Below are 23,775 nucleotides of genomic sequence, written 5' to 3'. Positions count from 1 at the left end.
TTGTTTTTAAAAGGGTGTAAGATGCAAATTGACTTTGGAGCAGGTGATGATATTTCTTTTACGAAAGAAGGATGTGCTGGTATTATAAAGCTCACGCGTCCTTCAGCATTAAACGCTCTTAATCAACGAATGGTTTCAGCTTTAAGAAAAGCTCTCAGAACATGGGAAACAGATGACGATGTTTCTTGTGTCTTAATTGAAGGGGAGGGTCGTGCTTTTTGTGCTGGTGGAGATGTTGTGGAAATCCATCATATGGGGAAAAGTGCCTCTGCTTGTCAATACTTTAGGGATGAATATAGCTTAAATGCTTATATCAAACATTTTTCAAAACCCTACATTTCTTTCTTAAACGGTATTTGGATGGGGGGAGGGGTAGGTATTTCTCTCTATGGTTCGCATCGAATTGTTACAGAAAATACAGTTTTTGCTATGCCAGAAGGTGCGATTGGGTTTTTCCCAGATGTAGGTGCAAGTTTTTTCTTACCATCTCTTCCCAATCATTTTGGCATTTATCTTGCATTAACGGGCGCACGCATAAAGTGGGGAGATTGCTTAAATTTAGGATTAGCAACACATGCCGTTTCTGAAATTGAATTCGATAGGGTTAGAAAAGCTGTTATTGAGCAAGGAGATCCCACTTTAGCTTTAAACCAGCGAGCAATTACAAAAGATTATGAAACGAGTCATGAGATACGTTGTATTATTAACAGTTGTTTTAGTGCCCACAGCTTAGAAGAATGTCTTGAGTTGCTACATAAAAAAAGCAATGAAGATGTTTTATTTGCTAAAGAATGTTATGATATTTTGCAGTCACGTTCTCCGACAAGTTTAAAAGTTATTTGGAAACAAATGAAACAAAATTCATCTCAAACGTTGGAAGACTGTATGAAAATTGAAAACCGCATAGCGCATCATATGATTCATTCACATGATTTTTATGAAGGTATACGTGCTATGTTAATCGATAAGGATAAAAGACCTCAATGGCAGCCAGATAAACTTTCAAATGTGACAGATGAAATGGTAGATTCTTACTTCCAACCTGTTGAACAAGAGTTATTATTGTGAAAAATAATTCACACAAACAGATTTCAAAAATCAATTTAATCTATAACTGTTACTTACGGTTTTTGGCACTTATTTGCTTAGTTCTAGGTATTTTTTATTGGATACGCCTTGTGGGGGTCTTTCCAGGTGTTTTATGGCGTTTTGACCTTATGCCTTGGCAGTGGCAATTTGCATCAGCTATATTGGCTATTCTCTATCCTATTGCTTTAATTGGTCTTTGGATGTATTCACTATGGGGCATTATTTTATGGTGTGTTGCCGCATTGATTGAAACAATAGCAATATATTATTCCGATTTTATTTATCAGCCTTTTGTACCATTGTTTCATGGAATATTATTTTTAGCTTTTATTATCTTACAAATTATGATGATTTTTTTAAAAAGAGTAAAAAATAAAAAACCATTATGATTAAAATTTTCGAAAAAGATTTTTCAATCTTAAAAAGTCATCAAAAAGTTTTTTAAGTAATAAGTAAAAGATATTCACCTCAATTATCAAACTTCTATTCTTATATATTAAAATACGCCCTTTCTAAAAAGTTCCATAATATATATTATGCGATAACATGATACAGAAGATAAATCCTTTATCCCAAAAGAAAACCCTACTTTAAAACATCATCATATTTATATCATACAATTTACTTTTAAAATAAAATTTGGTCTTTAAAGTATATTCCTTAAAGACCAAAAATAGTGATAATAAAATTACATATAATAAATAAGAAAAATTACTGTACTATTTTACAACGTTTCATACGTGCAAGATCACTTAAAACAGCATTACGATTATTTAAAGCCGAAATTTCATTGCTTTCACTGGATTTAGGATCCATAAAAAACAGAGCAGGTAAAAATACAACACCTGCCGCTGCTAAAGCTACATTTTTATTTCTTGCTGTAGAACGCTCTCTAATTGTATCATTAATCTGTCGTTTATTAGCAAAAAACTCCCGTTGAATATCGGTGCAACTCATTGATCCATCATGTAATGTTGTCGTTGCAATATTTTTTTCTAAACGCCCCCCACATGCTGTTAAGGAAACTGCTAAAACGGCAATACATACACCCCGCTTAAAATTCTTATACATAAAAACCTCATTTTAAACATAAAAAAGTGACATTTATGTCAAAAATAAAACAAAATAAAGGATAATCTTCAAAAAATTTTATTTAACGTAAAATATTGTATGAATAAACTTATGCAGTTGTTTCGAAAGTAAGGCCCTGATACGCAGGTTTTACAGAGGATGGAACGTAATTTACGACTGCATTATAATCCAGCGATCTATCCATATGTGTGAGTATTGCTTGTTTTGGCTTTAAATATTTTATCCATTGTAATGCTTGATCAACAGAAAAATGACTTGGGTGAGATTTAAATTGAAGGGCTTCAATGATGAGAACATCCAAACCCATTAATTTTGATAATGTTTTTTCAGGAAACTCACTAACATCTGTACAATAGGCAACATTTCCGATACGGAAACCTAAAGAATGAATATTTCCATGGTGTTGTAAATGCGTATTAACGCTTATTGCTCCACCCTCCCCTTGAATAATAAATTGGCTATCTTCATTGATAAGATGCTCTTTTAAAATAGGAGAATAAGATGAATCTTTTGGTGTTTGAAAACAATATCCGAAAGCATTTTTGAGATGTTCTAGTGTAAATCTGTCAGCATAGATATCTATTAAACATTTTTGTGCAAGTGCATAGCTGCGTAAATCATCAATACCGTGGATATGATCTGCATGAGAATGCGTGTAAAGAGCAGCATCAAGATGGTTCACATGCGCTTCAATCATTTGTGAGCGAAAATCCGGCCCCGTATCAATAACGATTGTTGTTTTTTTTCCTGATGGTTTAATGCGTTCAACTAATAAAGAACTTCTGTAGCGTTTATTTTTAGGATTGTTCGGATCACATATTCCCCAATCACCATTAGGTCTTGGCACTCCTGGAGAAGGACCACACCCTAATATTGTAAATCGGTATTGATCACACATAGCTTTTGCCTTATTTCATTTTGCTAAATAAACGAAAAGCATTACGGGTTGTTATTTGAGCTGTTTCTTCAATGCTTAAGCCAATTGTTTCAGCCAAAACAGCTGCTGTATAGCATACAAAAGATGGTTCATTTGTTTTCCCCCGATGAGGGGTGGGTGCTAAAAATGGTGCATCTGTTTCCACCAACAAATGTTCATGGGGCACAATTTTTGCTATTTCACGGATTTCAAGAGCGTTTTTAAAAGTAAGAATACCTGAAAAAGAAATATAACCACCAAGCTCAATTCCAGCACGAGCAAGTTGCATTCCAGATGAATAACAGTGAAGGATAAAGGGAAAAGCTCCTTCTTTTATCTGTTTGCGCAATATTTTTTCCATATCGATATCGGCATTGCGTGAATGGATAACAAGAGGAATCTGTGTTTCTCTAGAAGCGATGATATGTTCTTGAAAAACTTTCTTTTGTTCTTCTGGTGTAGAGTAATCATAATGATAATCAAGCCCCCCTTCTCCAAACGCAACAATTTTAGGATGATTCGAGAGCTGTATAAGCTCTTCCGCTGTAATATTTTGTTCTTCATGCGCATGATTGGGGTGTGTTCCAACGGAACAAAAGACTTGATCATAGCTTTGCGCAATAGCTAACAGCTTATCTAACTTATGAACATGGGTTGAAATTGTTATCATACGTTTAACGTTAGCATCTAAAGCCCGTTGGATAACATTATCCAAATCTTGTGAAAAATCTTCAAAATCAAGATGACAATGTGTATCAATCAACATGATGAGTATCTTCTTTCTTCAAGATATAACGAGGAAAAATTGGTTCTGGTGGTGGAAGATCAAGTCCTTCTTGAATTTTCGCATGGCTTATATGATACAACAACCGATCATCTTCAGCAATCGCAAGGCTATCAAGAATTTTTGCTGCTGATTGAGGTATGAAAGGCAAAAGCATTATTCCTATTCGCCGCAAGATTTCTACAGTTATATAAAGAACTGTAGAAAACCGATCTCGATCATTTTTACGTAAACTCCAAGGTTGTTCGTTGGCAAAATAGCGATTGGCATCTGCTACAATTGAAAAAATAGCTGAAAGGGCTAAATGCATACTATGAGAAGACATTGCTTGATGTACAGTTTCCAGCACCTGAAGAGATTGTTCTAAAAGCTGTTTATCTTGAACTAAGAATGAAGTTGGTTTTGGGACTTGTGCATTACAATTTTTGGCAATCATAGATAAAGAGCGCTGTGCCAAATTACCAAGATCATTAGCAAGATCAGCATTAATACGGTTCACTAAACTCTCATGGCTATAACTACCATCTTGTCCAAATGGCACTTCACGGAGAAGAAAATAACGGACCTGATCAAGACCGTAATGATCAACCATTTCAAAAGGATCAACGACATTTCCAATAGATTTTGACATTTTTGCACCACGATTAAGTAAAAAACCATGTGCAAAAATATTCTTAGGTAAATCAATTCCAGCAGACATTAAAAATGCTGGCCAATAGACTGCATGGAAACGAATAATATCCTTACCAATAATATGCGTATTTGCAGGCCAAAAATCACGTTTTGTTGAATTTTCATTGAAAAAACCAATTGCTGATAGATAATTTGTAAGTGCATCAACCCAAACATACATTACGTGCTTTGGATTATCAGGAACAGCAACGCCCCAATTAAAACTTGTGCGTGAAATAGAGATATCTTTTAAACCCGATTTGATAAAACTTATAATTTCATTTCGCCGCTCAAGTGGAGCAATAAAATCAGGATGTTTTTCATAATATTCAAGAAGAGCCTTTTCATAACGAGAAAGCCTAAAAAAATAACTTTCTTCTTCATTCCATTCAACTGGAGAACCTAATTCCTTCTCGCGACGGATATTGTCTTGTCCAACTTCCGTATCTTTCTCTTCATAATAGGCTTCTTGGCGAACCGAATACCACCCCGTATAACGGCCGAGATAAATATCACCATTTGCTTCCATCTTTTTCCAAATTTCTTGACACGCTTGATAATGGCGTTCTTCTGTCGTACGGATAAAATCATCATTGGAACAATTTAATACTGCAAGCATTTTTTGAAATACCGCACTATTACGATCTGCAAGTTGCTGAGGTGTCATGCCTAATGCAGCTGCGGTTTGTTGCATCTTGAGACCATGCTCATCTGTACCAGAAAGAAAAAATACATTTTTCCCGTTTAACCGTTGAAAGCGGGCTAAAACATCGCTTGCAATGGCACTATAAGCATGTCCAATATGTGGAGCACCATTAGGATAAAAAATGGGAGTTGTTATGTAATATGTGTCACGCATGTCATACTCGTTGTAAAACGCTATAAATAGAAGATATTATGACATAGCGTTTGTTCATCGCATTGTCACGGAAAAACTAATTCTCATGAATGATCTTATGAACTTTAAAAAGTAAGTTAATAACAAACTGCTTTTTATCGAGATTAAACAGTTGTATTTCCTCTATTTCTTGATGAATCTCCTGCCATTTTCCCGCATATTTTTTTGAGAGAAATAAGTCTCCCTTTTCAACGAGCATAATAGCTTTTTTTTGAATTTTATTAAGAATTTCATCACAAAATTGTTGAAATTGGAATGTAGAAGAAGCAGATGAAAATGTTTGTGCAAGAGTATGTACAATCGTTGCGTTACAAACAGGTTTCTCTAGGAGAGCATCAATTGCTTTAATAATTTCAAGACCGCCATGGCAAATAAGTAAAGCGGCTTTTCGAGGGCTTCCTTTAGATTTTTTAATAATCATTTCAATTGTTTTTTCATCAGGTAAATCCTGATCGGCGAAAATATGTATAATAACTTTTTTCATTTCATCGTTATTCAACGGACGAAAAGAAATTTTTTGACACCGTGAATGGATTGTTGGAAGCAATTTTCCTGAAGAATGTGCGATAATAACAAATAACGTTTTTGTAGGTGGTTCTTCAAGTATTTTGAGAATTGCATTTGCTGCATTTCTATTCATATCATCTGCAGAATCAATAATAACAATACGCCATCCATTATCTTGCGATGTTCGACTTAAAAAATGCATAATATCACGGATATCATCAACGAGTATTCCTGTTTTAAACTTTTGCGTTTTCACATCAAATCGACGTGAAATATACAAAAGACCAGGGTGACTTCCTTGTGTAATTTGGCGCCATGGGGTAGAATAAGGATCGGGTTTCAGGAAAGAACTCTGTTGAAAACTTAAAATATTCCAAGCAAGATGAAAGGCTAATGTAGCCTTTCCAATCCCATATTCTCCTTCAAATAATAATGCATGATGCAAACGCTCTTCTTTAAGCATTTGTGTCAAAAAATGACGAACATCCTCATGACCAAAGAGAACATTGTTCTGGGATGGTGATAAAATTGTATCAATATCATCATATTGGCGTAAGGTATTTACATTACTCATGAAAGCTGTTCCAACAATAGCTGATGACAAATATTTTTTATTTGATGAGCAATGGCTTCCACTGAGCCAGTGGCATCAATGACTCGAAATCTATGGGGTTCTTGTTTGGCCAATTGAAGAAAAGCCTGACGTCTTTGTTCTTGAATTTCCAACTGATCTTTTTCAAAATAATCAATTTCTTCTGTTTTTTTTCTTCGTAAATTTGCACGCTTCATACCACACATTGCTGGCATATCTAATAAAAATGTTAAATGAGGCAAAATACCATTGAGCGCAATACACTCTAAAACAGAAAGAAGAGAAGAACTGACTCTATTATTGAGTCCTTGATAAACGCGTGTAGAATCAATAAAGCGGTCACATAAAACGATTTTACCTTTTTGCAAAGAAGGTGCAATAACTTCATGAAAATGGTCAGCGCGTGCAGCTGTAAACAAAACAGCTTCAATCAACGGTCCATACTGTCGCGCCTGCCCCGACAACAAAATATGCCGGATTGCTTCTGCTCCTGGCGTTCCTCCTGGTTCTCGTGTTGTAACAACATCATAACCTTGGTGAGAGAGAGACTCAGCAAGTAAAGAAATCTGCACCGTTTTTCCTACCCCCTCCCCTCCTTCGAATGTAATAAAATAACCTGACACGTATGACCTTAACCTTATTAGCGCGTAACTACAAATATTTCCGTAACCATCCAATTGTTATTTCATAGAATGCATTTTTTACTTTTGCAAAGAAACTTCCTTCCTGAATATTCATTCCGGCAAAAACTGGTTTTTCCAGAAGAACCTTTTTATCTTCTAAAATTTGAATAACACCAACTGATTGCCCAGAAACGATGGGGGCTTTCAATGGACCATGATATTTAATTTTTGCTTTAACATTTACTTTTTTTTCATTCGAAAGCATAAAACTTATTGGTGTTTTAACAATGAGTGGAACAAAATTTTTCTTACCACCGTAAACAGAAGCACGACCAACCGTTTCTTCTTTTGTGAAAATTGTTTTGAGATCAAATGCCGTCATCCCCCATTGAAGAATGCGTTCTATTTCTTTTGTATATTTTTTACCATCTTGCAAACCATTGATTGCTAAAAAAAGACGTCGATGATTTTTAGAAATGGTGGCAACCATTGAAAAACCTTCTTTTTCACTGTAGCCAAAACCAAATCCTTCTACACCAATTTCCTTAGAAATAAGAGGGTTTTTATTACGTTGAAAAATATTATTCCATGTAAAATGAGGCTCACAATAAAGTGCATAATAATCCGGATATTCCTGAACAATATGACGTGCTAATATAATCATATCACGCACAGTTACAAATTGTCCCTCTTCGGGTAGCCCTGTAGCATTAACAAAATGACTCTGAGATAATCCAATTATTTTTGCGCGCTGATTCATCAGTTTTACAAAATGATCTTCATGTCCTGATATTCCTTCAGCAAGAATAATAGCAGCATCATTTCCATTCACAATAATTAAACCACGTAAAAGATCAGAAACACTGATTTCTGTCTTTATCTTTGCAAACATAGTGGTTGTACCGGAAGGTGCTCCACCTTTGCGCCAAGCATTTTCACTGACCTTGAATTTCTGCGTACTTTTTAATAATCCTTTTTTTAATTGATGAAATACAACTTCTGCTGTCATCAATTTTACTAATGAAGCAGGAAAAAAAGGAGTGTCACTTTGTTTTTCATAAAGTATTGTCTCTGTATCATCATCGAGTAATAACAGTTGTGATGCGGGAGTTTGAAAATCTTGTGCTCTCCCCCACGTATCAAATGCCAATACTCCCCATAATATCAATAAGATCCTTAATGCTGTATACATAGCTGCTCCTCCCATCCCAAAGATCAACATAAAGAATCTTATATAGGAAAAAACTTTTTGATTTCTGAAAATTGAGGAATTATTTACAACTCATAAAAAGATTTTATTTTCATTTAGCTTTAGAAAAAATAATATGACACGTTTTTTATCTTCCATGTAGGTTCAATTTAACATTTTAAATGTATGAGAGACAAAAGATTTTTTCCTATTTTTATTGATAGTATTTTGATTTGTTATGATAAATTATCATTTTAAAATTGAAGCTAACTCAAAATACTGTAAGATTCTTTCATCCCCTCTTCTCATATTGAATTCATTAAAAATCGCTTACTTACGGGTCATAAGTAGGGTTCGTATATGGATAAAAATTATTAAAAAAGAGAGTAAAAATACTTCTTATAAACCTCTCAAGTGTTAAGAATTATCGCACAAAACATCGGGGACTTGCAAAGTGTATGATGGTGTCGATTTATATCTTCATAAGAGTAAAGATGCTGATGTCTAAAGGCGTTAACAGTTATACCATTCACAGGCGCTGTCGCAAAATAGGCTTGTAGCGTGTTAAAGTATGTCTCTTTTAAATAAGTCCATGAATTGGCAATGTAAGTGTATTTTGTTTGAGACGCTCTGTTTTTCGTGAGGGAACTTACTCCATTAAAGAACATGATAAACAAAAGCATGAGATAATGCATAATCTTTTCATAAGATATTACCGTAGATACTTTAGAAAGATGCAAGGCCGAATCAAAAGAAAATATTTTTTTACTTGTTAAGCTTTTTATTCCTCTCAAATCGATTGTACAAGTTGTTTTAGAGATTACACAAACAGACTGACACAATAATTTACCTTCGTCTAGCAAAAGCTATTACAGCAAGAAAAGTACACGCTTTATTAAGCAAGCAATATCATAAAACGACGAATAGACCAGCAATGGAGTGGAAAGGCCGTACTGAATTTATAATAATAGAACCCAACCACGCTTTTTGAAAAGGACAAAGCGCTTTAAGATAAAAATCCTACACTAAATCCGTAATTTCTTACCTTTTTTACTAGAAAATTATATAGATAAAAAATCAATGCATTTTTTCTTAAAACAGTTGTAGCCAATTAACCTTTGTTTTTTTGTTTAGCTTATTTATAGAAGCAACTTGATCGAATGGTATCGGCTTATCAACCATGATAGGACCAATTTCTGGCAATTTAACTGCAACAGTTTTATTACGTTGTTCTTGTTCAACAGCAGCTGCTTTAGCTAATTCTTTTTTGTTCCTTGTATTGCGCTGCTCTTTTAACAAAACAGTTTCTCTTTTTTTCGCAACATTTTCCGACGCTAATGAATATGGGGCAGCATTTCCAGGAGTATAAGAGGACATTAAATATGCAGCATCATAATAGCCAACAGGTGCTTCAGCAATATATTCTACTTTAACATCTGCGACCCCCCTATCTACATACCCCAATATTGCCGCAGCTTGCCTTGATAAATCAATGATTCTGTCTTTCATAAAAGGTCCGCGATCATTCACTCTAACAACGATTGAAGACCCATTTTTCAAATTAGTAACACGAGCATAGCTAGGTAAAGGCATTGTAGGATGAGCAGCAGTCAAAAGATTCATGTCATAAATTTCACCGTTGGCAGTTAAACGTCCATGAAAATCTGAACCATACCATGATGCTTCGCCAACACGTTTATAAGTTGGATCACTTTGAGGATAATACCACTTTCCTTTTATTTGATAAGGTTTACCAACAATCGCTCGTCCACGCTTTTTTTCTTCCGATTGATTCTTCTTATTGGATACTTGTTGAGGTAGTACAGAAGTGTTTACGTTAATTGGTTTATTATGATAGGAATCTTTTATTGAAAAATTCATAGTTTGGCTTGCGCAACAAGATACCAGTGACTGAGAAATGACAATCATAGAAAACAATTGAAGTGTTGGTTTAATCATAAAAGTAATTTTCTTTTTTCTATTTGAAGGCATCTATTCAGTCCACTTATTTCTGTTAAGTAATACTGTAAAAACCACATCACGCTTTTTGTACGCAACGGAAGAATTTACGTTTTTTAATGATTCCCCTCGCGTATATACCACTCTTAAATTGGCTTCTTTTACCAAGAAATTAACGTATTGTTAACTTTTTTATGGTTTTCATACGAAATAAATGTACTATAGTAGATGTTAAAAAGATTAAAAGTTAAATGAATCAACATCTTATAGAAAATTCATTTCATAATATTAAAGTGTGAATAAGTGGTGATTTTAGCAACTGTTTTGCGAATCATGTAATGTATTGAGTATTAAAAAACTACCTATGGATTGAGAAAATTAGAAACTACATGTGCTGCCAACGCAGGTACAACCCTATCCGTAAGCTTAAAGCTCTTTTTTGTTGGGAAGGAGACAGCATAGCATCGCTCTATTCCAAAACAGCTGATAGAAAATGACAGACTATAGAATCAAAAAACTTCAAAAAGAATCAAAACAAAAAAGATTCTTAAATTTTTTATAGCCTATTGATATTACTTAAATTTGGTGAGCGCGCAGGGATTCGAACCCTGGACCTACTGATTAAAAGTCAGTTGCTCTACCAGCTGAGCTACGCGCTCCCACACAAGCTATCTAGTTTGCATACTATGTAGTTTGCAGAAAGTGAAGGGAACATACGGTTGACTTTCCATTTGGTCAACACCTTTTGGAAAAAATATTATTATTTTCTGCAGTTATCAATAATTTTCCGTTTTCGCTCCTTTACTTCATCATTGTATAAGTACTTTTTAATCTTCTTTTTGAAGTTTCAATAAAGGAAAAATTTCACTGCAAAATATTGCATAGATTCGAAGCGTTAAAATTATGAGAAATCCCCCCTTCCCCTCACATGGGTTGTTGAGCATAATGGGTAGAGAAGAAAAATACCTTTTATTATAATATTATTTTTATATTTTAGTGTTCAATTTTCAAATATGAATACAGATTTATAAGATAATATATTGATTTATAATAATTTATCATTTTTTACTTGAGTAAAAATTCTCAAATACTGTAAGTTTTTCTCATTTCAAATCTTTTTTATATTGAAACAATAAAAAGCATTTGCTCGACCAATAAAAGTGAGGGAATAAAACTATATAAAAAAAGAAATGAAAATGATACTTATGCCTTCTTTCAATAACTAAAAATTATCGAAACATTAGGGTTCATGAAAATAGTATATAGCGGTTGACACGTTAAACTTGAAAATGGAACAATGAGCAACAATGGCTTTGAGAGTATGATTTTTATTCATGTATAATGAATATATAACGAAAGCCAATTTATCCTATAGAATAAAGTAGATATGAAGCAAAAATTTAGTCTCATTGAAAATATCCTGAATGACTATAAATTATGCTCACTATTGAAGCTGTAGATAATTTTACTAAGAATAAAAAAGCAGAAATAATATACAGTATGCAAAATGATTTTAAGTGTTCTGAATATATAGAATGCCTTCTAGTTAACTTTTTTATATCAAAAATTACAAAATACGTAGATATATTTTTAGAAGAAAAGGATAATACTAGTTACAAAATTTAGTGTTGGATAATTCAGTTTATTTCAGAGCTATAAAATATTTTTATATATGATGTAATATTAATGTATTTATATAATATATAAATAATGTTTTAATAATGTTATTAAAGAAATAATTTTATATTTATAATACATTAAATATAAATAAACATATTAACTTATTAAATTCACTTATTAAGATCAAAAATAAAGCAAATAATTTTGATTTAGCGAAAAAAACTTGTATAATTATTATGTATACACGTATTTTTACTTTATTCCTTTTTATTATTTTGATTGGAACATTGAATGCTGACATGTAAACAATATGAGTTACTCTTGTTTATTCACAATCATATAAAAGAAACAGGGGTTTCTCCTTCTTTTGAAGAAATGAAAAATGCATTAGAGCTTTCTTCAAAGTCTGGTATTCATAAGCTTATTATAGCTTTAGAACAAAGAGGTTTTATACGTCGTTTGCCCAATCGTGCGCGTGCAATGGAGGTGATTCGACTCCCTGAGAAAATAACATTCAACCTTTCTTTAGCACGTAAGATTTCTCCCAGTATGATAGAAAAAAATAAAAGAGAAATATCAAAAAACTTGAGTAATTTTGAAGTAGAAGAAAAAAAAAATACCACCATTCCCATTATGGGACGCATTTCTGCGAGCGTTCCTGCTTCTGCTATACTGCAACAAACAAGCACACTTTCTCTTCCACACGATATGGTTAATACAGGTGAGCACTATGCACTAGAAGTTAAAGATAATTCTATGGTGGAGGCTGGTATCCTTGATAAAGATACGATCATTGTGAAACGCCAAAATACAGCAATATCAGGTGAAATTATTGTCGCGTTTATTGATAAAAAAGAGGCAACATTAAAACGTTATCGACGCAAAGGAGCCTCTATTGCATTAGAAGCTGCGAATCCTCACTATGAAGTACGTACATACAAATCCGAGCGTGTAGAGATACAAGGCAAGCTTACTGGACTTATTCGTAAATATTAAATAACAATAATATTAAATAACAATCGCATTTTATATTACGCTATACATACGCCAATAAAATACAGTAAAAAAAACCGTTGGACATTTTTAATATTGTGCCACAAGAAATTGATTTTCTTCTCACTCCTCAAAAGACATCCTCCCCCAATCTGATCTGAGAATAATTCAGATTCTTGTTGAATGAATTCTTTTTTCCCTTCCCTTTTACGCGCTTCACTTACGCAAGGCTTGATAAGTAAGCTTAGAAATATTCATTACACGCTCTAAAGTACTGAATGTTTTAAGGAGTTTGCTTTATATCATCGCTCTCAACGATGGTATTTTACAGTATAATAAGATAAAATCATATGCATGTATAAAATCACGTAAAATATTGTAGAAAAAAATCAAATAAATTTGTAACAGATTGTATTGCATATGTATAAAAATAAAAAACATTTTTTCTTTTTAAGCCAATAAAAGAGTCATTCAATTGTTCATAGTCATTATAGGATTATTATGGTCGCACCTCGTATTAGTTTTGTCTCTCTCGGATGCCCAAAAGCACTCGTAGATTCTGAGCGAATTATTACACGCCTTCGCTCTGAAGGGTATGAGATTTCACGTCAACATCAAGGAGCTGATGTCGTTATTGTGAATACCTGTGGTTTTCTTGACTCGGCAAGGAAAGAATCATTAGCCAATATTGATGAAGCTCTTAAAAAAAATGGAAAAGTTATTGTAACAGGGTGTCTTGGTGCTGATCCTGATGCTATTCGCCAAACATATCCTAATGTATTGGCTATTACAAAACCGCAAGCTTATGAAAGCGTTATAGAAGCTGTTCATACAGCAATTCCTCCTGTTCATGATCCTTTTCTTGATTTAGTTCCTCCCCAAGGTATTCGTTTAACTCCTCGCCATTATGCCTACTTAAAGATTTCTGAAGGATGCTCTAATCGGTGTAGTTTTTGTATCATACCTACTTTGCGTGGTGATCTCACTTCACGTCCCATCAGCGATGTTCTTCGTGAAGCTGAAAAACTCGTGCAAGCGGGTGTAAAAGAACTTTTGGTTATTTCACAAGATACGAGTGCTTATGGTGTTGATCTTAAATATCTCGAAAATTCTTGGAAAGATCGTACAATCAAAACCAAATTCTTTGATCTTTGTCGCGAACTAGGCGATATGGGTATTTGGGTACGTATGCATTACGTTTATCCTTATCCCCATGTTGATGAAGTTATCGAACTTATGGCTGCAAAAAAAATTCTTCCTTATCTGGATATACCTTTTCAGCATGCATCACCGACTGTTTTGCGTCACATGAAGCGTCCCGCACTTATGGAAAAAACAAACCGTAGAATTGAAAAATGGCGAAAAATATGTCCAGATCTTACTTTGCGATCAACATTTATCGTTGGTTTTCCTGGTGAAACGAATGAAGATTTTAATATACTTCTAGAATGGCTAGAAGAAGCAAAAATTGAACGCGCTGGGTGCTTTAAATATGAAGAAGTAAAAGGAGCTGCCGCAAATGATTTGGGATTAAAAAATATTCCTGAAGAGGTGAAAGAAAACCGCTGGCATCGTTTTATGGCAAAACAACAACAAATTTCTACACATCTTTTAAAGAAAAAAATTGGAAAAAGACTCCGAGTACTTATCGATGAAAGTCAAGGAAAAGTTGCCAAAGGACGTAGTCAGTACGATGCTCCAGAAATAGATGGTGTTGTCCATATATCATCACGACGTCCACTGCGTGTGGGTGAATTTGTCACTGTTAAAATCGAACAATCGGATGCCTATGACCTTTATGGTATAGCAGTTTAAAAAATTAACTCCTTCCCTGTCCTCAATGATGAAGATTTCTATTAGCATCGGTTTATAAAAAGATCAGCTACTCACAGTCGAACTTGATCACTTATATAGCTTACTTCATGAGAATTTACGAGCAATCTTTGCTCTGAATGTTTGCTATATACTCCCAAAATACCAAGCAGTTATATATTCTCTTAATTTAATACCTTATAAATGAGCTTTAAATGACGGTGACGGCGGCGCAAAAGAATAAAATCCACAAGGTTTCCCATTTTTAATTAACAAAAGAGCAAATCGACAGCCGTACTATTTTTTCATTTTTCATATTACGACAGTCATTGGTTAGTGAAAGGAAACTTTTTTCAAGAGTGTTTTATGCACACAAGAATTTCCTTTGTGATATGCAAACGGATGTTTTTTATGGATGCAATATAAGAGAATTTGAAACAAAACAATCTGACGATATTTAAATGAAAAAAATAAATTATCATTATAAATAAGTCTCTTATCTTAAACTCTTTAAACTTATTTTTTTAATATCTAATTTTTATTAACACGTTTTAAAATCAAAGAATTTCTTATCAAGCAAATGACTTGGGCGCACATTTGTTAAAGCGCGAATCATCGTATCTTTACGTCCTGGCATTTGTTTTTCAATGTTTTTCAGCATTTCTTTCATTGCATTACGTTGTAACCCATCTTGACTGCCGCAAAGATTACAAGGAATAATTGGGAATTGCATTGCTTGAGAAAATTTTTCCATATCTTCTTCAGCAGCATAGACAAGAGGACGTAATACAAAAAGATCACCTTCATCATTTTTAAGTTTTCCAGGCATAGCGGCTAATCGACCACCATGAAACAAATTCATGAAAAACGTTTCCAAAACATCATCACGATGATGACCTAAAACTAATGCAGAACAGCCCTCCTCACGTGCAATGCGATAGAGATTTCCTCGTCGTAAACGAGAACAAAGGGAACAATATGTCTGCGTCTTTGCCAATTTATCTGTAACAATGGAATAAGTATCCTGATATTCAATACGATAGGGAATTTTATAAGAACTTAAAAAGTCTGGAAGAATATGTTTCGGGAATCCTGGTTGTCCTTGATCAAGATTACAAGCAAGAATTTCAATGGGTAAAAGACCACGCCATTTTAAGTCTAAAAGAAGCGCTAATAAACCATAAGAGTCTTTTCCACCCGATAAAGCGACAAGCCATTTTTTTCCCGTAGAGAGCATAGAAAAATCATCCAAAGCCTGCCGCATATGACGCAAAAGCCGTTTGCGCAATTTATTAAATTCTACGCTGGAAGGAGCAACCCGAAATATTGGATGACATTCATCTGCTTCTCTTTCCAAAAGATCATCTCTCTCTTCGTTTTCTTTTATTGCCTGATATTCAACTGAAACATCATTCATAATACCATATCCTGCACAAGTAATAGCTCGTTTTGCAAAGACAGAAACAAATATAAAGTAAACTTACATTTATGTTTTTTGAATTTATAAAATTAGATACATAAAAAAGAAATGGAACTATATAAGTTTATCGCTCTAAAACATAGCAATAAACTTAATATAGAACCATTCACAAAAAACACTTGTTAACTTCAAAGATTATAAAAAACACACTATTTTGAAGTTATAATCACAGAAAGAGGAAAACATGTTTCCTCATAAAAAATTATCGAGAATAAAATTCAACAACCAAATTAGGTTCCATTTGCACAGCATAAGGAACATCTGCAAAAGCAGGAATACGTGTAAAGGTTGCTTTCATCTGTTTATGATCAGCTTCAATATAATCAGGGACATCACGTTCTGCCAATTGTACTGCTTCTAAAACTAAAACAAGTTGTTTTGATTTTTCCCGAACCTCAATAACATCACCAGGCTTACAACGATAAGATTGAATATTTGTACGCCGCCCATTTACGTTAACATGACCGTGGTTGATAAATTGACGAGAAGCAAAAATTGTAGGTACAAATTTTGCGCGATAGACGACAGCATCCAAACGTGACTCTAACAGACCGATAAGATTTTCACCAGTATCCCCCCGTCGACGAGCGGCTTCTTCATAAGTTTTATGAAATTGCTTTTCTGAAATATCTCCATAAAACCCTTTCAGCTTTTGTTTAGCGCGCAACTGCACCCCATAGTCAGAAAGTTTTCCTTTACGACGCTGTCCATGCTGACCTGGACCATAATCACGACGATTGACGGGAGATTTTGGACGACCCCAAATATTTTCTCCCATACGACGGTCAATTTTATACTTTGTTGTTTCGCGTTTACTCATCGCATTTCCTTTAAAATAAAACACGAGATCTTAAGACCCCAAGGAAACGCGCCCTCCTCTGCCTTTAAATACTAAAGACTGACAGAATACCTTAACATATCAATATGCAAAGTTATCCACGGGACACGTCAATTAATGCCATTTTCTTGAAAGAAAAAGCTGGAACAGTTTTATTGATCTCGTATCCCAAAGTCAACTCTTTTCATGAGTTTTAAGCCAAATCCTTTTAATAAACGCTCCGTTGAAGAAGTGACCTTTTTTGATGTTAGCAACACAAAATCTTGATATTTCTTTACAGGTTGCTGCTGTATTTTTTCCGACAATGGCAATAATGATCTGGTATGTTTAGCGATAGCCTTTGCTGGATCAATCCATTTAACGGACCATAAAGCTTGTTCACGAAAGAAGCTAATCAAAAAAGGATAATGTGTGCAGGCTAAAACAATAATATCAGTATATTTGCCATTTTTTTCCACAAAACATGGAAGGATTTCTTTCTTTATCTCTTTCGAATCGATAGATTTTCCCCGTAAATAATTTTCAGCAAATCCAGCAAGCTTTTCACTTCCCACAAGCTGAACATGACACTGTCCAGCAAAAGAGTTGATTAATTCATTTGTATAAGCACGTTTAACTGTTCCAGGGGTTGCTAATACGGAAATAAAACCAGATTTCGTCTGTTCAGCAGCTAATTTAATTGCAGGAACCGTTCCTACAAAAGGAACATGAGGAAAATTTTGTCGTAAATCTGCCATCATCAGTGTAGAAACAGTATTGCAAGCAATGACACATAAGGCGGGATTATAACGTGTTAAAAGATTTGTAAAAATCTTTAAAATATGGTCTTTCAAAACATTTTCTTCCCAATTGCCATAAGGGAATCCCGCATCATCAGCCACATAAATAAATTGCCTTTCAGGGATAAGAACACGCACTTCCCTTAAGACAGTTAAACCACCAATACCACTATCAAAAAAAAGAACAGGCTGTTCATCCATCAGTTTTCACACTTGTTTGTAATTTTTTACGGTCGCGCTCTTTAGGTGCTCCACTTCCCCGTGGATATTGTGGTGAAAAATAATCCAGTGAAGATATAACGCCCCGCAATAAACGAACCTCAGGTTCACTAAAGTTAGCACGCGTAAAAACAGAGCGTAAATTTGCAAGCATCACTTCTTTGCGTTCTGGGGGTCTAAAATATCCACGAATATCCAAAGCCTCTTCTAACTGAGATAAAAAACCATGAAATATTGTTTTATTTGCAGGTTCCATCTCTGCGGCACGAAATGCCGTATCGCTGACATTCTCTAGACCTGTTTTCATCCATTCGTAAGACATTAAAAGAACAGCTTGCGCAATATTGAGAGATGCAAAAGCAGGATTAACTGGAAAAGTGATGATTTCATCAACAAGGCTGATTTCATCATTTTCTAGTCCCCATCTCTCTCTTCCAAAGACAATACCTGTCTTATGTCCGATACTTTCACGCTGACGTAATACGCTTGCTGCTTCGACAGCACTTTTTACAGTTTTAAATCCACATCTTTCACGCGCTGTTGTGGCAAAAACATAGTGTAAATCTGCAATTGAATCACGCAATGTGTCAAAAATCACAGCGTTGTTAATGACATGATCAGCTTTACTTGCAGCAGCTCTAGCTTTTTCATTTGGAAACATTTCTCGAGGATTGACTAATCGAAGCTTAGAAAGCCCAAAATTTGCCATTGCCCTTGCGACCATACCAATATTTTCAGGAAGCTGCGGTTCAACTAAAATAATAACGGGACCATTTGTTAAATTTTCACGATTCTTATTCGTTCCTGCCATCAATACTCCCTAATTTCACTTAATTTATGCTCCATTCGCTGTTTTTTTAAACGCAATCTTCTTCAAAGTACACCAATGCTTGTTAATAATAAATTTTAAAAGCCATTCAAAGTAGACTATGGAGTTTATACAATTTATATAGGATATCGTAACATTTTTTACATTAATTTTATCTTGTTTAGTAGGTGACAACTCCTACCAGTCATAATCTCAGTTGAATTATGAAATCATAAATCCTAAAAAAGGAATATGTATTTTATTCCCAAACTTTTTCCTGCAAAGCTTATCCGTCGTTATAAACGTTTTCTTGCGGATGTTAAACAAGATGATCAACATGTTTTCACCGTGTCGGTCCCTAATACAGGATCAATGCTTGGATTAACAGCTTCCAACTCCAATATTTGGCTTTCATATCATAACAACACCAAGCGAAAATATGCCTATCAATTAGAAATTGTTGAAACCGATAATACTTTGGTTGGCATTAATACCACTTTACCCAATAAACTTGCACTAGAAGCAATTCAAAACGAATTACTACCAGAATTAAGTGGGTATAAAACAATCTTAAAAGAACAACGCTATGGGACACAATCACGAATTGACTTTCTTTTACGTGATGACATTCTTCCTGATTGTTACCTAGAAGTTAAAAATGTTCATTTTATTCGTCAAAAAGGATTAGCAGAATTTCCTGATACAGAAACAAAACGTGGTGCACGTCACCTTGAAGAACTTATAGGGGTTGTACAACAAGGAAAACGAGCAGCTATGCTTTATATTATTCAACGAGAAGATTGCTCAGCTTTTACAATTTGTCATGATCTTGATCCACTCTATGGACGTAAGTTTGATTTAGCATTAAAATCAGGAGTAGAATGTTATGCTGTAAAGTGTCATGTAAGTGTAGAAGGCATTTTTCCGATTCAGAGAGTAAAAATAGAAAACAGAAGAAACAATGACTGAGTATATTGAATATAATGAAATACCTTTAAAATTTAATGGAAAAATCCGCATTTTTGATGATTATGCTTTTGCGAAAATGCGTGAAGTTGGTCGTATTGCTGCAGAATGCCTTGATGCGCTTACGGATATTATTAAGCCAGGCGTTACTACGCAAGAAATTGATGATTTTGTATTCATTTTTGGTGCTAAGCGAGGAGCTCTTCCTGCTGATTTAAATTATCATGGATACAGCCATTCATGCTGTACATCCATCAATCACGTTGTTTGTCATGGTATTCCCAATAAAAGACCCTTGCAAGAAGGCGATATTGTGAATGTTGATGTAACCTTTATCCTTGATGGTTGGCATGGAGATTCAAGTCGAATGTATCCTGTTGGAAAAATCAGACGTGCTGCAGAACGCCTTTTACAAATAACCTATGAAAGTCTTATGAAAGGAATTGCTGTTGTTAAGCCTGGAGCAACCACAGGTGATATTGGTGCTGCTATTCAACAGTATGCAGAATCTGAACGGTGCTCAATTGTGAGAGATTTTTGCGGACATGGTATCGGTCAGCTTTTTCATGATGCACCCAATATCCTCCATTATGGAAACCCTGGAGAAGGAGTCGAATTAAAACAAGGTATGATGTTTACAATTGAGCCTATGATTAACCTTGGTAAGCCACAAGTTAAGATTTTATCTGATGGTTGGACTGCCGTTACCCGCGACCGCTCTTTGACAGCACAATATGAACATACAATTGGTGTCACAAATGAGGGGTGTGAAATATTTACACAATCTCCTAAAAATATTTTTTATATTCCCAATTCGTATACCTAATGCACTGTAGAGATGTTATGGCTAAAAAATTAAATCAAAAGGAAGATATTCAAAGTAATCACTTTGCATTAACATCAAGTTTTCCACTCATCCCAGTATCTGAAAGAAAAAGTAAAGAGCCTGAGAAAAACACACAGCTTCATAAACATTATCAAGGACATCGTGAACGTCTTCGGAAACGCTATTTAAAGTCAAAAGGAAATGCAATTGAAGATTATGAATATCTTGAATTATTGCTTTTTCGCACAATCCCCCGCGCAAATACAAAACCCATAGCTAAAAATTTGATAGCACGTTTTGGTTCATTAGCTGATGTATTGGGAGCTGATATTCACCGGCTTCAAGAAGTTCAAGGATGTGGTCCCGCAACTGCAATTGATTTAAAAATTATCTCAGATGTTGCTGGACGTCTTGCTCGTGCACAATTATTTAAACGCGATATTTTTTCATCATGGGATAAAGTGTTAGCTTATTGTAAAGCTGTTATGGCTCACGAAACCCGTGAACAATTTCGTATTTTATTTCTTGATAAGAAAAACGGCTTACTTGCTGATGAGGTGCAACAAACTGGAACTATTGATCATACTCCTGTTTATCCTCGTGAAGTTATTTCTCGAGCTTTAGAGTTATCCGCATCAGGACTGATTTTAGTCCACAATCACCCTTCTGGCGATTCCACACCATCTGACGCAGATATAACAATGACATACAGATTAAAAGACGCAGCAAATGCATTAGGCATTACTATCCACGATCACCTTATTATCGCACGAAATAACCACACGAGCTTTAAAGCATTAAAGCTTATATAAACCTTATAGGATGAAAAAAGGCTTCATTCAACAATGAATAACGAATCAATTTTCTAAATCAATATCTAATATAGCCATTGAAAAATTATAGGACAGCTCATCTTCATCTTCATCTCGATAAATAATACCTAAAAACTCATCCCCCATATAAACCTCACAAGAATCATCTTTCTTAGGCCGTGCTTTGACGTGCAATGCTGAGTTTTGGAATATATTTTTTAAATAATTATTAAGTTTTTTTATTTCATCAGCATTCACTATACTCTCCTATTTTTTGAGACAATTAAAACAATTGCGTGTCATGCAAATAAGACACACCTATGATTCTATAAAGTTAGTAAAAAAGCTTAATCTGAATATTCACTTAATATTACATATATTTACACTGCTTTTTATACATTCATAAAAAACTTCTACAAAAGGAATCCTCATTATTAAATATACCCGTATAAATTAAAAAACGGCAGAAAATTGTATATTTTTAATAATTTTACTTTATTTCTAATTTTAGCATCTGCATTTACAGATTCCTATTCGGGAGAAAAATTGATCAACCATTTATAGTTTTGTTCCTTCTATAAAAAATTCAAAGAACAAAACTTTTTTATTTAAAGCTACAGTTTTTAGCAAAAAACATTATTATATCATTAAAAAATAATTCTTTTTAACGACTTTTTAAAGTAGATATTGTCTAACCTTAGAAGAATTACATCTCTAAAAAATATACAAAATAAGCTAATAAGAGTTCATTTTTCTCTCCATTTTTATAAGAATTCATTTCATAATGGGAAATTTTTAAATAAGCTTTCAGTTTATATAGAAGAATATTAGGTATTTTTGTAAATACTAAAACCTATGAAGAATGCCTATTTTATAGGATAACGAGAAAGAAAATCGATAACTCCTTTTTTATAAACTTTATCGCCTACAGCAAGCATATGATCACGACCAGGAATTGATAAAGCTTCACCACAAGGCAACAAAGCTGCTAATGGTTCTGCAGCGCCACCAATTTCATCTAATGAACCAACGGCAACAAGTGCAGGTTGTTCGATTTTGTAAATTTCAGATGCCGTTAACTCCTGTTTTGATGTGATAATACAAGCAGCCAGAGCACGTCTATCGCTTTTCGTTTGATCAGCAAATTTACGGAACATTAAACCGCGCGTATTGGTAATGGTAGAAATATCTTCCGCTAAAAGAGCTTCAGCCACAGGCTCCCAATTTCCTGCTCCCGTTACCATACCAATACCTAAACCACCAAAAATAACGCTGTTCACATATGTTGGATGCAAAAGAGCCATAAAAGCACTAATACGAGCTCCCATAGAATATCCCATAACATGGGCTTTAGATAACTCTAAATGCTGTAGTAACTTTATCGCATCACCAGCCATAGCTTGAGGTGTATAAAAAGCAGGATCATAACTTTTAACTGAATCTCCGTGACCGCGATTATCAAGAGCAATAACACGATATCCTGCTTCCGTGAGAATACGAAACCAACCTGTCGCATACCAATTCACCCGTGCAGAAGATCCAAAACCATGAATCAACAAAACAGGAGCGCCTTGCCCTTCTTCTCGATAAGCAAATCGCAAACCATCATATTCAAAAAAACGAATATCTTCAGCGGTCATTTTTTATTGCACTTTCCACAAAGTACAGGATGAATAACACGTTGCCCTTTTTGTATCTGTTTTTCAGAAACTTCACCAGCATTAATTTCAAGTGCAAAAGCTGCAGGAACTCCTGAGGAAATAGTGTTTGTTGAAAATGGAGAAGTATTTTCAATAATCGATACAATAATTCCCTCAGAGTTTAAAAAAATCATATCTAAAGGTAAAGGTGTATTTGCCATCCACATAAAAAACTTCTGCTCATCTCCCGATAGATAACCTTTTTGCTGCTTAAAGAGCATTGCACGATCGCGTGGAAAATCAGTCCGATACATTAAACCAGCTGCTGCTTGAGATGGTGTAAAAGCAAGCTCTACCTTATAATAAATCGCACCTTGCTTTGTATGTATTTCTAAAGGAATTGGATGAACGGGAATCTCTATGGGCTTCTTTGCTAAAACAACATGCACGTTTAACATAAAAAGTATCGCCAATAAAATGATATGCTCTTTTTTAAAAGGCTTTAACATTCTTGTCTACACCACAGAAAAATTTCAAACTTTGTTTCTAAAATAAAAAGTGCTAAAAAATCAAAAAAAAGAGAGCTGTTTCATTGTTTTTTCTATTTTTTCTCAACACAATAGGCGCAATTCTTCCATTTGGTTTATCGATTCACGAGAGT

The 23,775-nt window shown here is 34.4% G+C and carries 22 protein-coding genes, 1 tRNA gene and 1 pseudogene; 8 read left to right on the top strand and 16 right to left on the bottom strand.

What is annotated here, in order from left to right; translation table 11 throughout:
• Positions 1 to 21: 21 nt before the first annotated feature.
• On the top strand, positions 22 to 1,068 hold the full coding sequence (locus ACFIN0_RS03320) for an enoyl-CoA hydratase/isomerase family protein (RefSeq protein ID WP_375701915.1): 1,047 nt from the start codon (positions 22 to 24) through the stop codon (positions 1,066 to 1,068).
• A complete protein-coding gene (locus ACFIN0_RS03315; RefSeq protein ID WP_375606870.1) occupies positions 1,065 to 1,478 on the top strand; it encodes a DUF6163 family protein in 414 nt (137 codons plus the stop codon). Before ACFIN0_RS03320 ends, ACFIN0_RS03315 begins: the two co-directional genes overlap by 4 nt.
• Before the next feature lie 322 nt (positions 1,479 to 1,800).
• Here ACFIN0_RS03315 and ACFIN0_RS03310 read toward each other — a convergent pair whose 3' ends face one another.
• The 8 genes from ACFIN0_RS03310 to ACFIN0_RS03275 all read right to left on the bottom strand — a co-directional run bounded on the left by ACFIN0_RS03310 (position 1,801) and on the right by ACFIN0_RS03275 (position 10,354).
• On the bottom strand, positions 1,801 to 2,160 hold the full coding sequence (locus ACFIN0_RS03310; RefSeq protein WP_375606871.1) for a hypothetical protein: 360 nt from the start codon (positions 2,158 to 2,160) through the stop codon (positions 1,801 to 1,803).
• 109 nt (positions 2,161 to 2,269) lie between these two features.
• A complete protein-coding gene (locus ACFIN0_RS03305; protein ID WP_375615179.1) occupies positions 2,270 to 3,079 on the bottom strand; it encodes an MBL fold metallo-hydrolase in 810 nt (269 codons plus the stop codon).
• A gap of 10 nt (positions 3,080 to 3,089) precedes the next feature.
• Positions 3,090 to 3,863 carry a TatD family hydrolase gene (locus ACFIN0_RS03300; RefSeq protein WP_375606873.1) on the bottom strand — a complete coding sequence of 258 codons (774 nt, stop codon included), beginning with the start codon at positions 3,861 to 3,863 and terminating at the stop codon, positions 3,090 to 3,092.
• Positions 3,853 to 5,412 carry a methionine--tRNA ligase gene (metG, locus tag ACFIN0_RS03295; protein ID WP_375701914.1) on the bottom strand — a complete coding sequence of 520 codons (1,560 nt, stop codon included), beginning with the start codon at positions 5,410 to 5,412 and terminating at the stop codon, positions 3,853 to 3,855. The genes ACFIN0_RS03300 and metG overlap by 11 nt, the downstream gene beginning before the upstream one ends.
• Positions 5,413 to 5,488: 76 nt before the next feature.
• On the bottom strand, positions 5,489 to 6,532 hold the full coding sequence (locus ACFIN0_RS03290; protein ID WP_375701913.1) for a DNA polymerase III subunit delta': 1,044 nt from the start codon (positions 6,530 to 6,532) through the stop codon (positions 5,489 to 5,491).
• Positions 6,529 to 7,173 carry a dTMP kinase gene (gene tmk / locus ACFIN0_RS03285; RefSeq protein WP_375610368.1) on the bottom strand — a complete coding sequence of 215 codons (645 nt, stop codon included), beginning with the start codon at positions 7,171 to 7,173 and terminating at the stop codon, positions 6,529 to 6,531. The genes ACFIN0_RS03290 and tmk overlap by 4 nt, the downstream gene beginning before the upstream one ends.
• Before the next feature lie 28 nt (positions 7,174 to 7,201).
• Positions 7,202 to 8,365 carry a D-alanyl-D-alanine carboxypeptidase family protein gene (locus ACFIN0_RS03280; RefSeq protein WP_375610369.1) on the bottom strand — a complete coding sequence of 388 codons (1,164 nt, stop codon included), beginning with the start codon at positions 8,363 to 8,365 and terminating at the stop codon, positions 7,202 to 7,204.
• Between the two features lie 1,089 nt (positions 8,366 to 9,454).
• Positions 9,455 to 10,354, bottom strand: coding sequence for a septal ring lytic transglycosylase RlpA family protein (locus tag ACFIN0_RS03275; protein ID WP_375610370.1), 900 nt, complete (start codon positions 10,352 to 10,354; stop codon positions 9,455 to 9,457).
• A gap of 286 nt (positions 10,355 to 10,640) precedes the next feature.
• Here ACFIN0_RS03275 and ACFIN0_RS03270 point away from each other — a divergent pair.
• Positions 10,641 to 10,818 (top strand): annotated as a pseudogene (locus ACFIN0_RS03270) (integrase); the annotation flags it as partial.
• Between the two features lie 86 nt (positions 10,819 to 10,904).
• On the opposite strand, the gene ACFIN0_RS03265 reads toward ACFIN0_RS03270, so the two are convergent.
• Positions 10,905 to 10,980 (bottom strand) — tRNA-Lys (locus ACFIN0_RS03265).
• 1,252 nt (positions 10,981 to 12,232) lie between these two features.
• Between ACFIN0_RS03265 and lexA the strand changes: the two genes are divergently transcribed.
• The gene (gene lexA / locus ACFIN0_RS03260; RefSeq protein WP_375606879.1) at positions 12,233 to 12,937 is read left to right on the top strand and encodes a transcriptional repressor LexA; all 705 of its coding nucleotides are present in this window, start codon (positions 12,233 to 12,235) and stop codon (positions 12,935 to 12,937) included.
• 498 nt (positions 12,938 to 13,435) lie between these two features.
• A complete protein-coding gene (rimO, locus tag ACFIN0_RS03255; protein ID WP_375610371.1) occupies positions 13,436 to 14,749 on the top strand; it encodes a 30S ribosomal protein S12 methylthiotransferase RimO in 1,314 nt (437 codons plus the stop codon).
• 538 nt (positions 14,750 to 15,287) lie between these two features.
• Here rimO and ttcA read toward each other — a convergent pair.
• The 4 genes from ttcA to ACFIN0_RS03235 form a co-directional block, all read right to left on the bottom strand.
• Positions 15,288 to 16,163 carry a tRNA 2-thiocytidine(32) synthetase TtcA gene (ttcA, locus tag ACFIN0_RS03250; RefSeq protein WP_375610372.1) on the bottom strand — a complete coding sequence of 292 codons (876 nt, stop codon included), beginning with the start codon at positions 16,161 to 16,163 and terminating at the stop codon, positions 15,288 to 15,290.
• Between the two features lie 265 nt (positions 16,164 to 16,428).
• A complete protein-coding gene (gene rpsD, locus ACFIN0_RS03245; RefSeq protein WP_375606882.1) occupies positions 16,429 to 17,046 on the bottom strand; it encodes a 30S ribosomal protein S4 in 618 nt (205 codons plus the stop codon).
• A gap of 170 nt (positions 17,047 to 17,216) precedes the next feature.
• Positions 17,217 to 18,044 (bottom strand): glutamate racemase, encoded by an 828-nt coding sequence (gene murI / locus ACFIN0_RS03240; protein WP_375606883.1) that lies wholly within the window; start codon positions 18,042 to 18,044, stop codon positions 17,217 to 17,219.
• The gene (locus ACFIN0_RS03235) at positions 18,037 to 18,873 is read right to left on the bottom strand and encodes an RNA methyltransferase (protein WP_375606884.1); all 837 of its coding nucleotides are present in this window, start codon (positions 18,871 to 18,873) and stop codon (positions 18,037 to 18,039) included. Before ACFIN0_RS03235 ends, murI begins: the two co-directional genes overlap by 8 nt.
• Before the next feature lie 249 nt (positions 18,874 to 19,122).
• Between ACFIN0_RS03235 and sfsA the strand changes: the two genes are divergently transcribed.
• The 3 genes from sfsA to radC are packed head-to-tail and all read left to right on the top strand — an operon-like array spanning position 19,123 to position 21,474.
• A complete protein-coding gene (gene sfsA, locus ACFIN0_RS03230; RefSeq protein WP_375701912.1) occupies positions 19,123 to 19,839 on the top strand; it encodes a DNA/RNA nuclease SfsA in 717 nt (238 codons plus the stop codon).
• Positions 19,832 to 20,662 (top strand): type I methionyl aminopeptidase, encoded by an 831-nt coding sequence (gene map, locus ACFIN0_RS03225; RefSeq protein ID WP_375606886.1) that lies wholly within the window; start codon positions 19,832 to 19,834, stop codon positions 20,660 to 20,662. Before sfsA ends, map begins: the two co-directional genes overlap by 8 nt.
• 17 nt (positions 20,663 to 20,679) lie before the next feature.
• Positions 20,680 to 21,474: a DNA repair protein RadC gene (gene radC / locus ACFIN0_RS03220; protein ID WP_375606887.1), complete on the top strand. Its 795-nt coding sequence runs from the start codon at positions 20,680 to 20,682 to the stop codon at positions 21,472 to 21,474.
• A 45-nt stretch (positions 21,475 to 21,519) separates the two neighbouring features.
• Here radC and ACFIN0_RS03215 read toward each other — a convergent pair whose 3' ends face one another.
• The 3 genes from ACFIN0_RS03215 to ACFIN0_RS03205 all read right to left on the bottom strand — a co-directional run bounded on the left by ACFIN0_RS03215 (position 21,520) and on the right by ACFIN0_RS03205 (position 23,623).
• The gene (locus ACFIN0_RS03215; protein ID WP_375606888.1) at positions 21,520 to 21,732 is read right to left on the bottom strand and encodes a DUF3126 family protein; all 213 of its coding nucleotides are present in this window, start codon (positions 21,730 to 21,732) and stop codon (positions 21,520 to 21,522) included.
• A gap of 608 nt (positions 21,733 to 22,340) precedes the next feature.
• Entirely contained in the window at positions 22,341 to 23,114 is a 774-nt protein-coding gene (locus ACFIN0_RS03210) for an alpha/beta fold hydrolase (RefSeq protein ID WP_375606889.1), read from the bottom strand.
• On the bottom strand, positions 23,111 to 23,623 hold the full coding sequence (locus tag ACFIN0_RS03205; protein ID WP_375614117.1) for a DUF192 domain-containing protein: 513 nt from the start codon (positions 23,621 to 23,623) through the stop codon (positions 23,111 to 23,113). The genes ACFIN0_RS03210 and ACFIN0_RS03205 overlap by 4 nt, the downstream gene beginning before the upstream one ends.
• Between the last annotated feature and the right edge of the window lie 152 nt (positions 23,624 to 23,775).

This window comes from Bartonella sp. AA89HNZF, assembly GCF_042196905.1.
GTDB lineage: Bacteria > Pseudomonadota > Alphaproteobacteria > Rhizobiales > Rhizobiaceae > Bartonella.
Note: the sequence above shows the minus strand (reverse complement) of the source record. Positions and strands in the feature narration are given on the sequence as shown.

Bases quoted from the DNA above. Each gene is read 5' to 3' on its own strand.
- ACFIN0_RS03235 (WP_375606884.1), bottom strand. From the start codon at position 18,873: ATGGCAGGAACGAATAAGAATCGTGAAAATTTAACAAATGGTCCCGTT.
- rimO (WP_375610371.1), top strand. From the start codon at position 13,436: ATGGTCGCACCTCGTATTAGTTTTGTCTCTCTCGGATGCCCAAAAGCA.
- map (WP_375606886.1), top strand. From the start codon at position 19,832: ATGACTGAGTATATTGAATATAATGAAATACCTTTAAAATTTAATGGA.
- metG (WP_375701914.1), bottom strand. From the start codon at position 5,412: ATGCGTGACACATATTACATAACAACTCCCATTTTTTATCCTAATGGT.
- lexA (WP_375606879.1), top strand. From the start codon at position 12,233: ATGCTGACATGTAAACAATATGAGTTACTCTTGTTTATTCACAATCAT.
- radC (WP_375606887.1), top strand. From the start codon at position 20,680: ATGGCTAAAAAATTAAATCAAAAGGAAGATATTCAAAGTAATCACTTT.
- ACFIN0_RS03290 (WP_375701913.1), bottom strand. From the start codon at position 6,532: ATGAGTAATGTAAATACCTTACGCCAATATGATGATATTGATACAATT.
- ACFIN0_RS03300 (WP_375606873.1), bottom strand. From the start codon at position 3,863: ATGTTGATTGATACACATTGTCATCTTGATTTTGAAGATTTTTCACAA.
- murI (WP_375606883.1), bottom strand. From the start codon at position 18,044: ATGGATGAACAGCCTGTTCTTTTTTTTGATAGTGGTATTGGTGGTTTA.
- ACFIN0_RS03275 (WP_375610370.1), bottom strand. From the start codon at position 10,354: ATGCCTTCAAATAGAAAAAAGAAAATTACTTTTATGATTAAACCAACA.
- ttcA (WP_375610372.1), bottom strand. From the start codon at position 16,163: ATGAATGATGTTTCAGTTGAATATCAGGCAATAAAAGAAAACGAAGAG.
- sfsA (WP_375701912.1), top strand. From the start codon at position 19,123: ATGTATTTTATTCCCAAACTTTTTCCTGCAAAGCTTATCCGTCGTTAT.
- ACFIN0_RS03310 (WP_375606871.1), bottom strand. From the start codon at position 2,160: ATGTATAAGAATTTTAAGCGGGGTGTATGTATTGCCGTTTTAGCAGTT.
- ACFIN0_RS03210 (WP_375606889.1), bottom strand. From the start codon at position 23,114: ATGACCGCTGAAGATATTCGTTTTTTTGAATATGATGGTTTGCGATTT.
- ACFIN0_RS03280 (WP_375610369.1), bottom strand. From the start codon at position 8,365: ATGTATACAGCATTAAGGATCTTATTGATATTATGGGGAGTATTGGCA.
- ACFIN0_RS03205 (WP_375614117.1), bottom strand. From the start codon at position 23,623: ATGTTAAAGCCTTTTAAAAAAGAGCATATCATTTTATTGGCGATACTT.
- ACFIN0_RS03305 (WP_375615179.1), bottom strand. From the start codon at position 3,079: ATGTGTGATCAATACCGATTTACAATATTAGGGTGTGGTCCTTCTCCA.
- rpsD (WP_375606882.1), bottom strand. From the start codon at position 17,046: ATGAGTAAACGCGAAACAACAAAGTATAAAATTGACCGTCGTATGGGA.
- ACFIN0_RS03320 (WP_375701915.1), top strand. From the start codon at position 22: ATGCAAATTGACTTTGGAGCAGGTGATGATATTTCTTTTACGAAAGAA.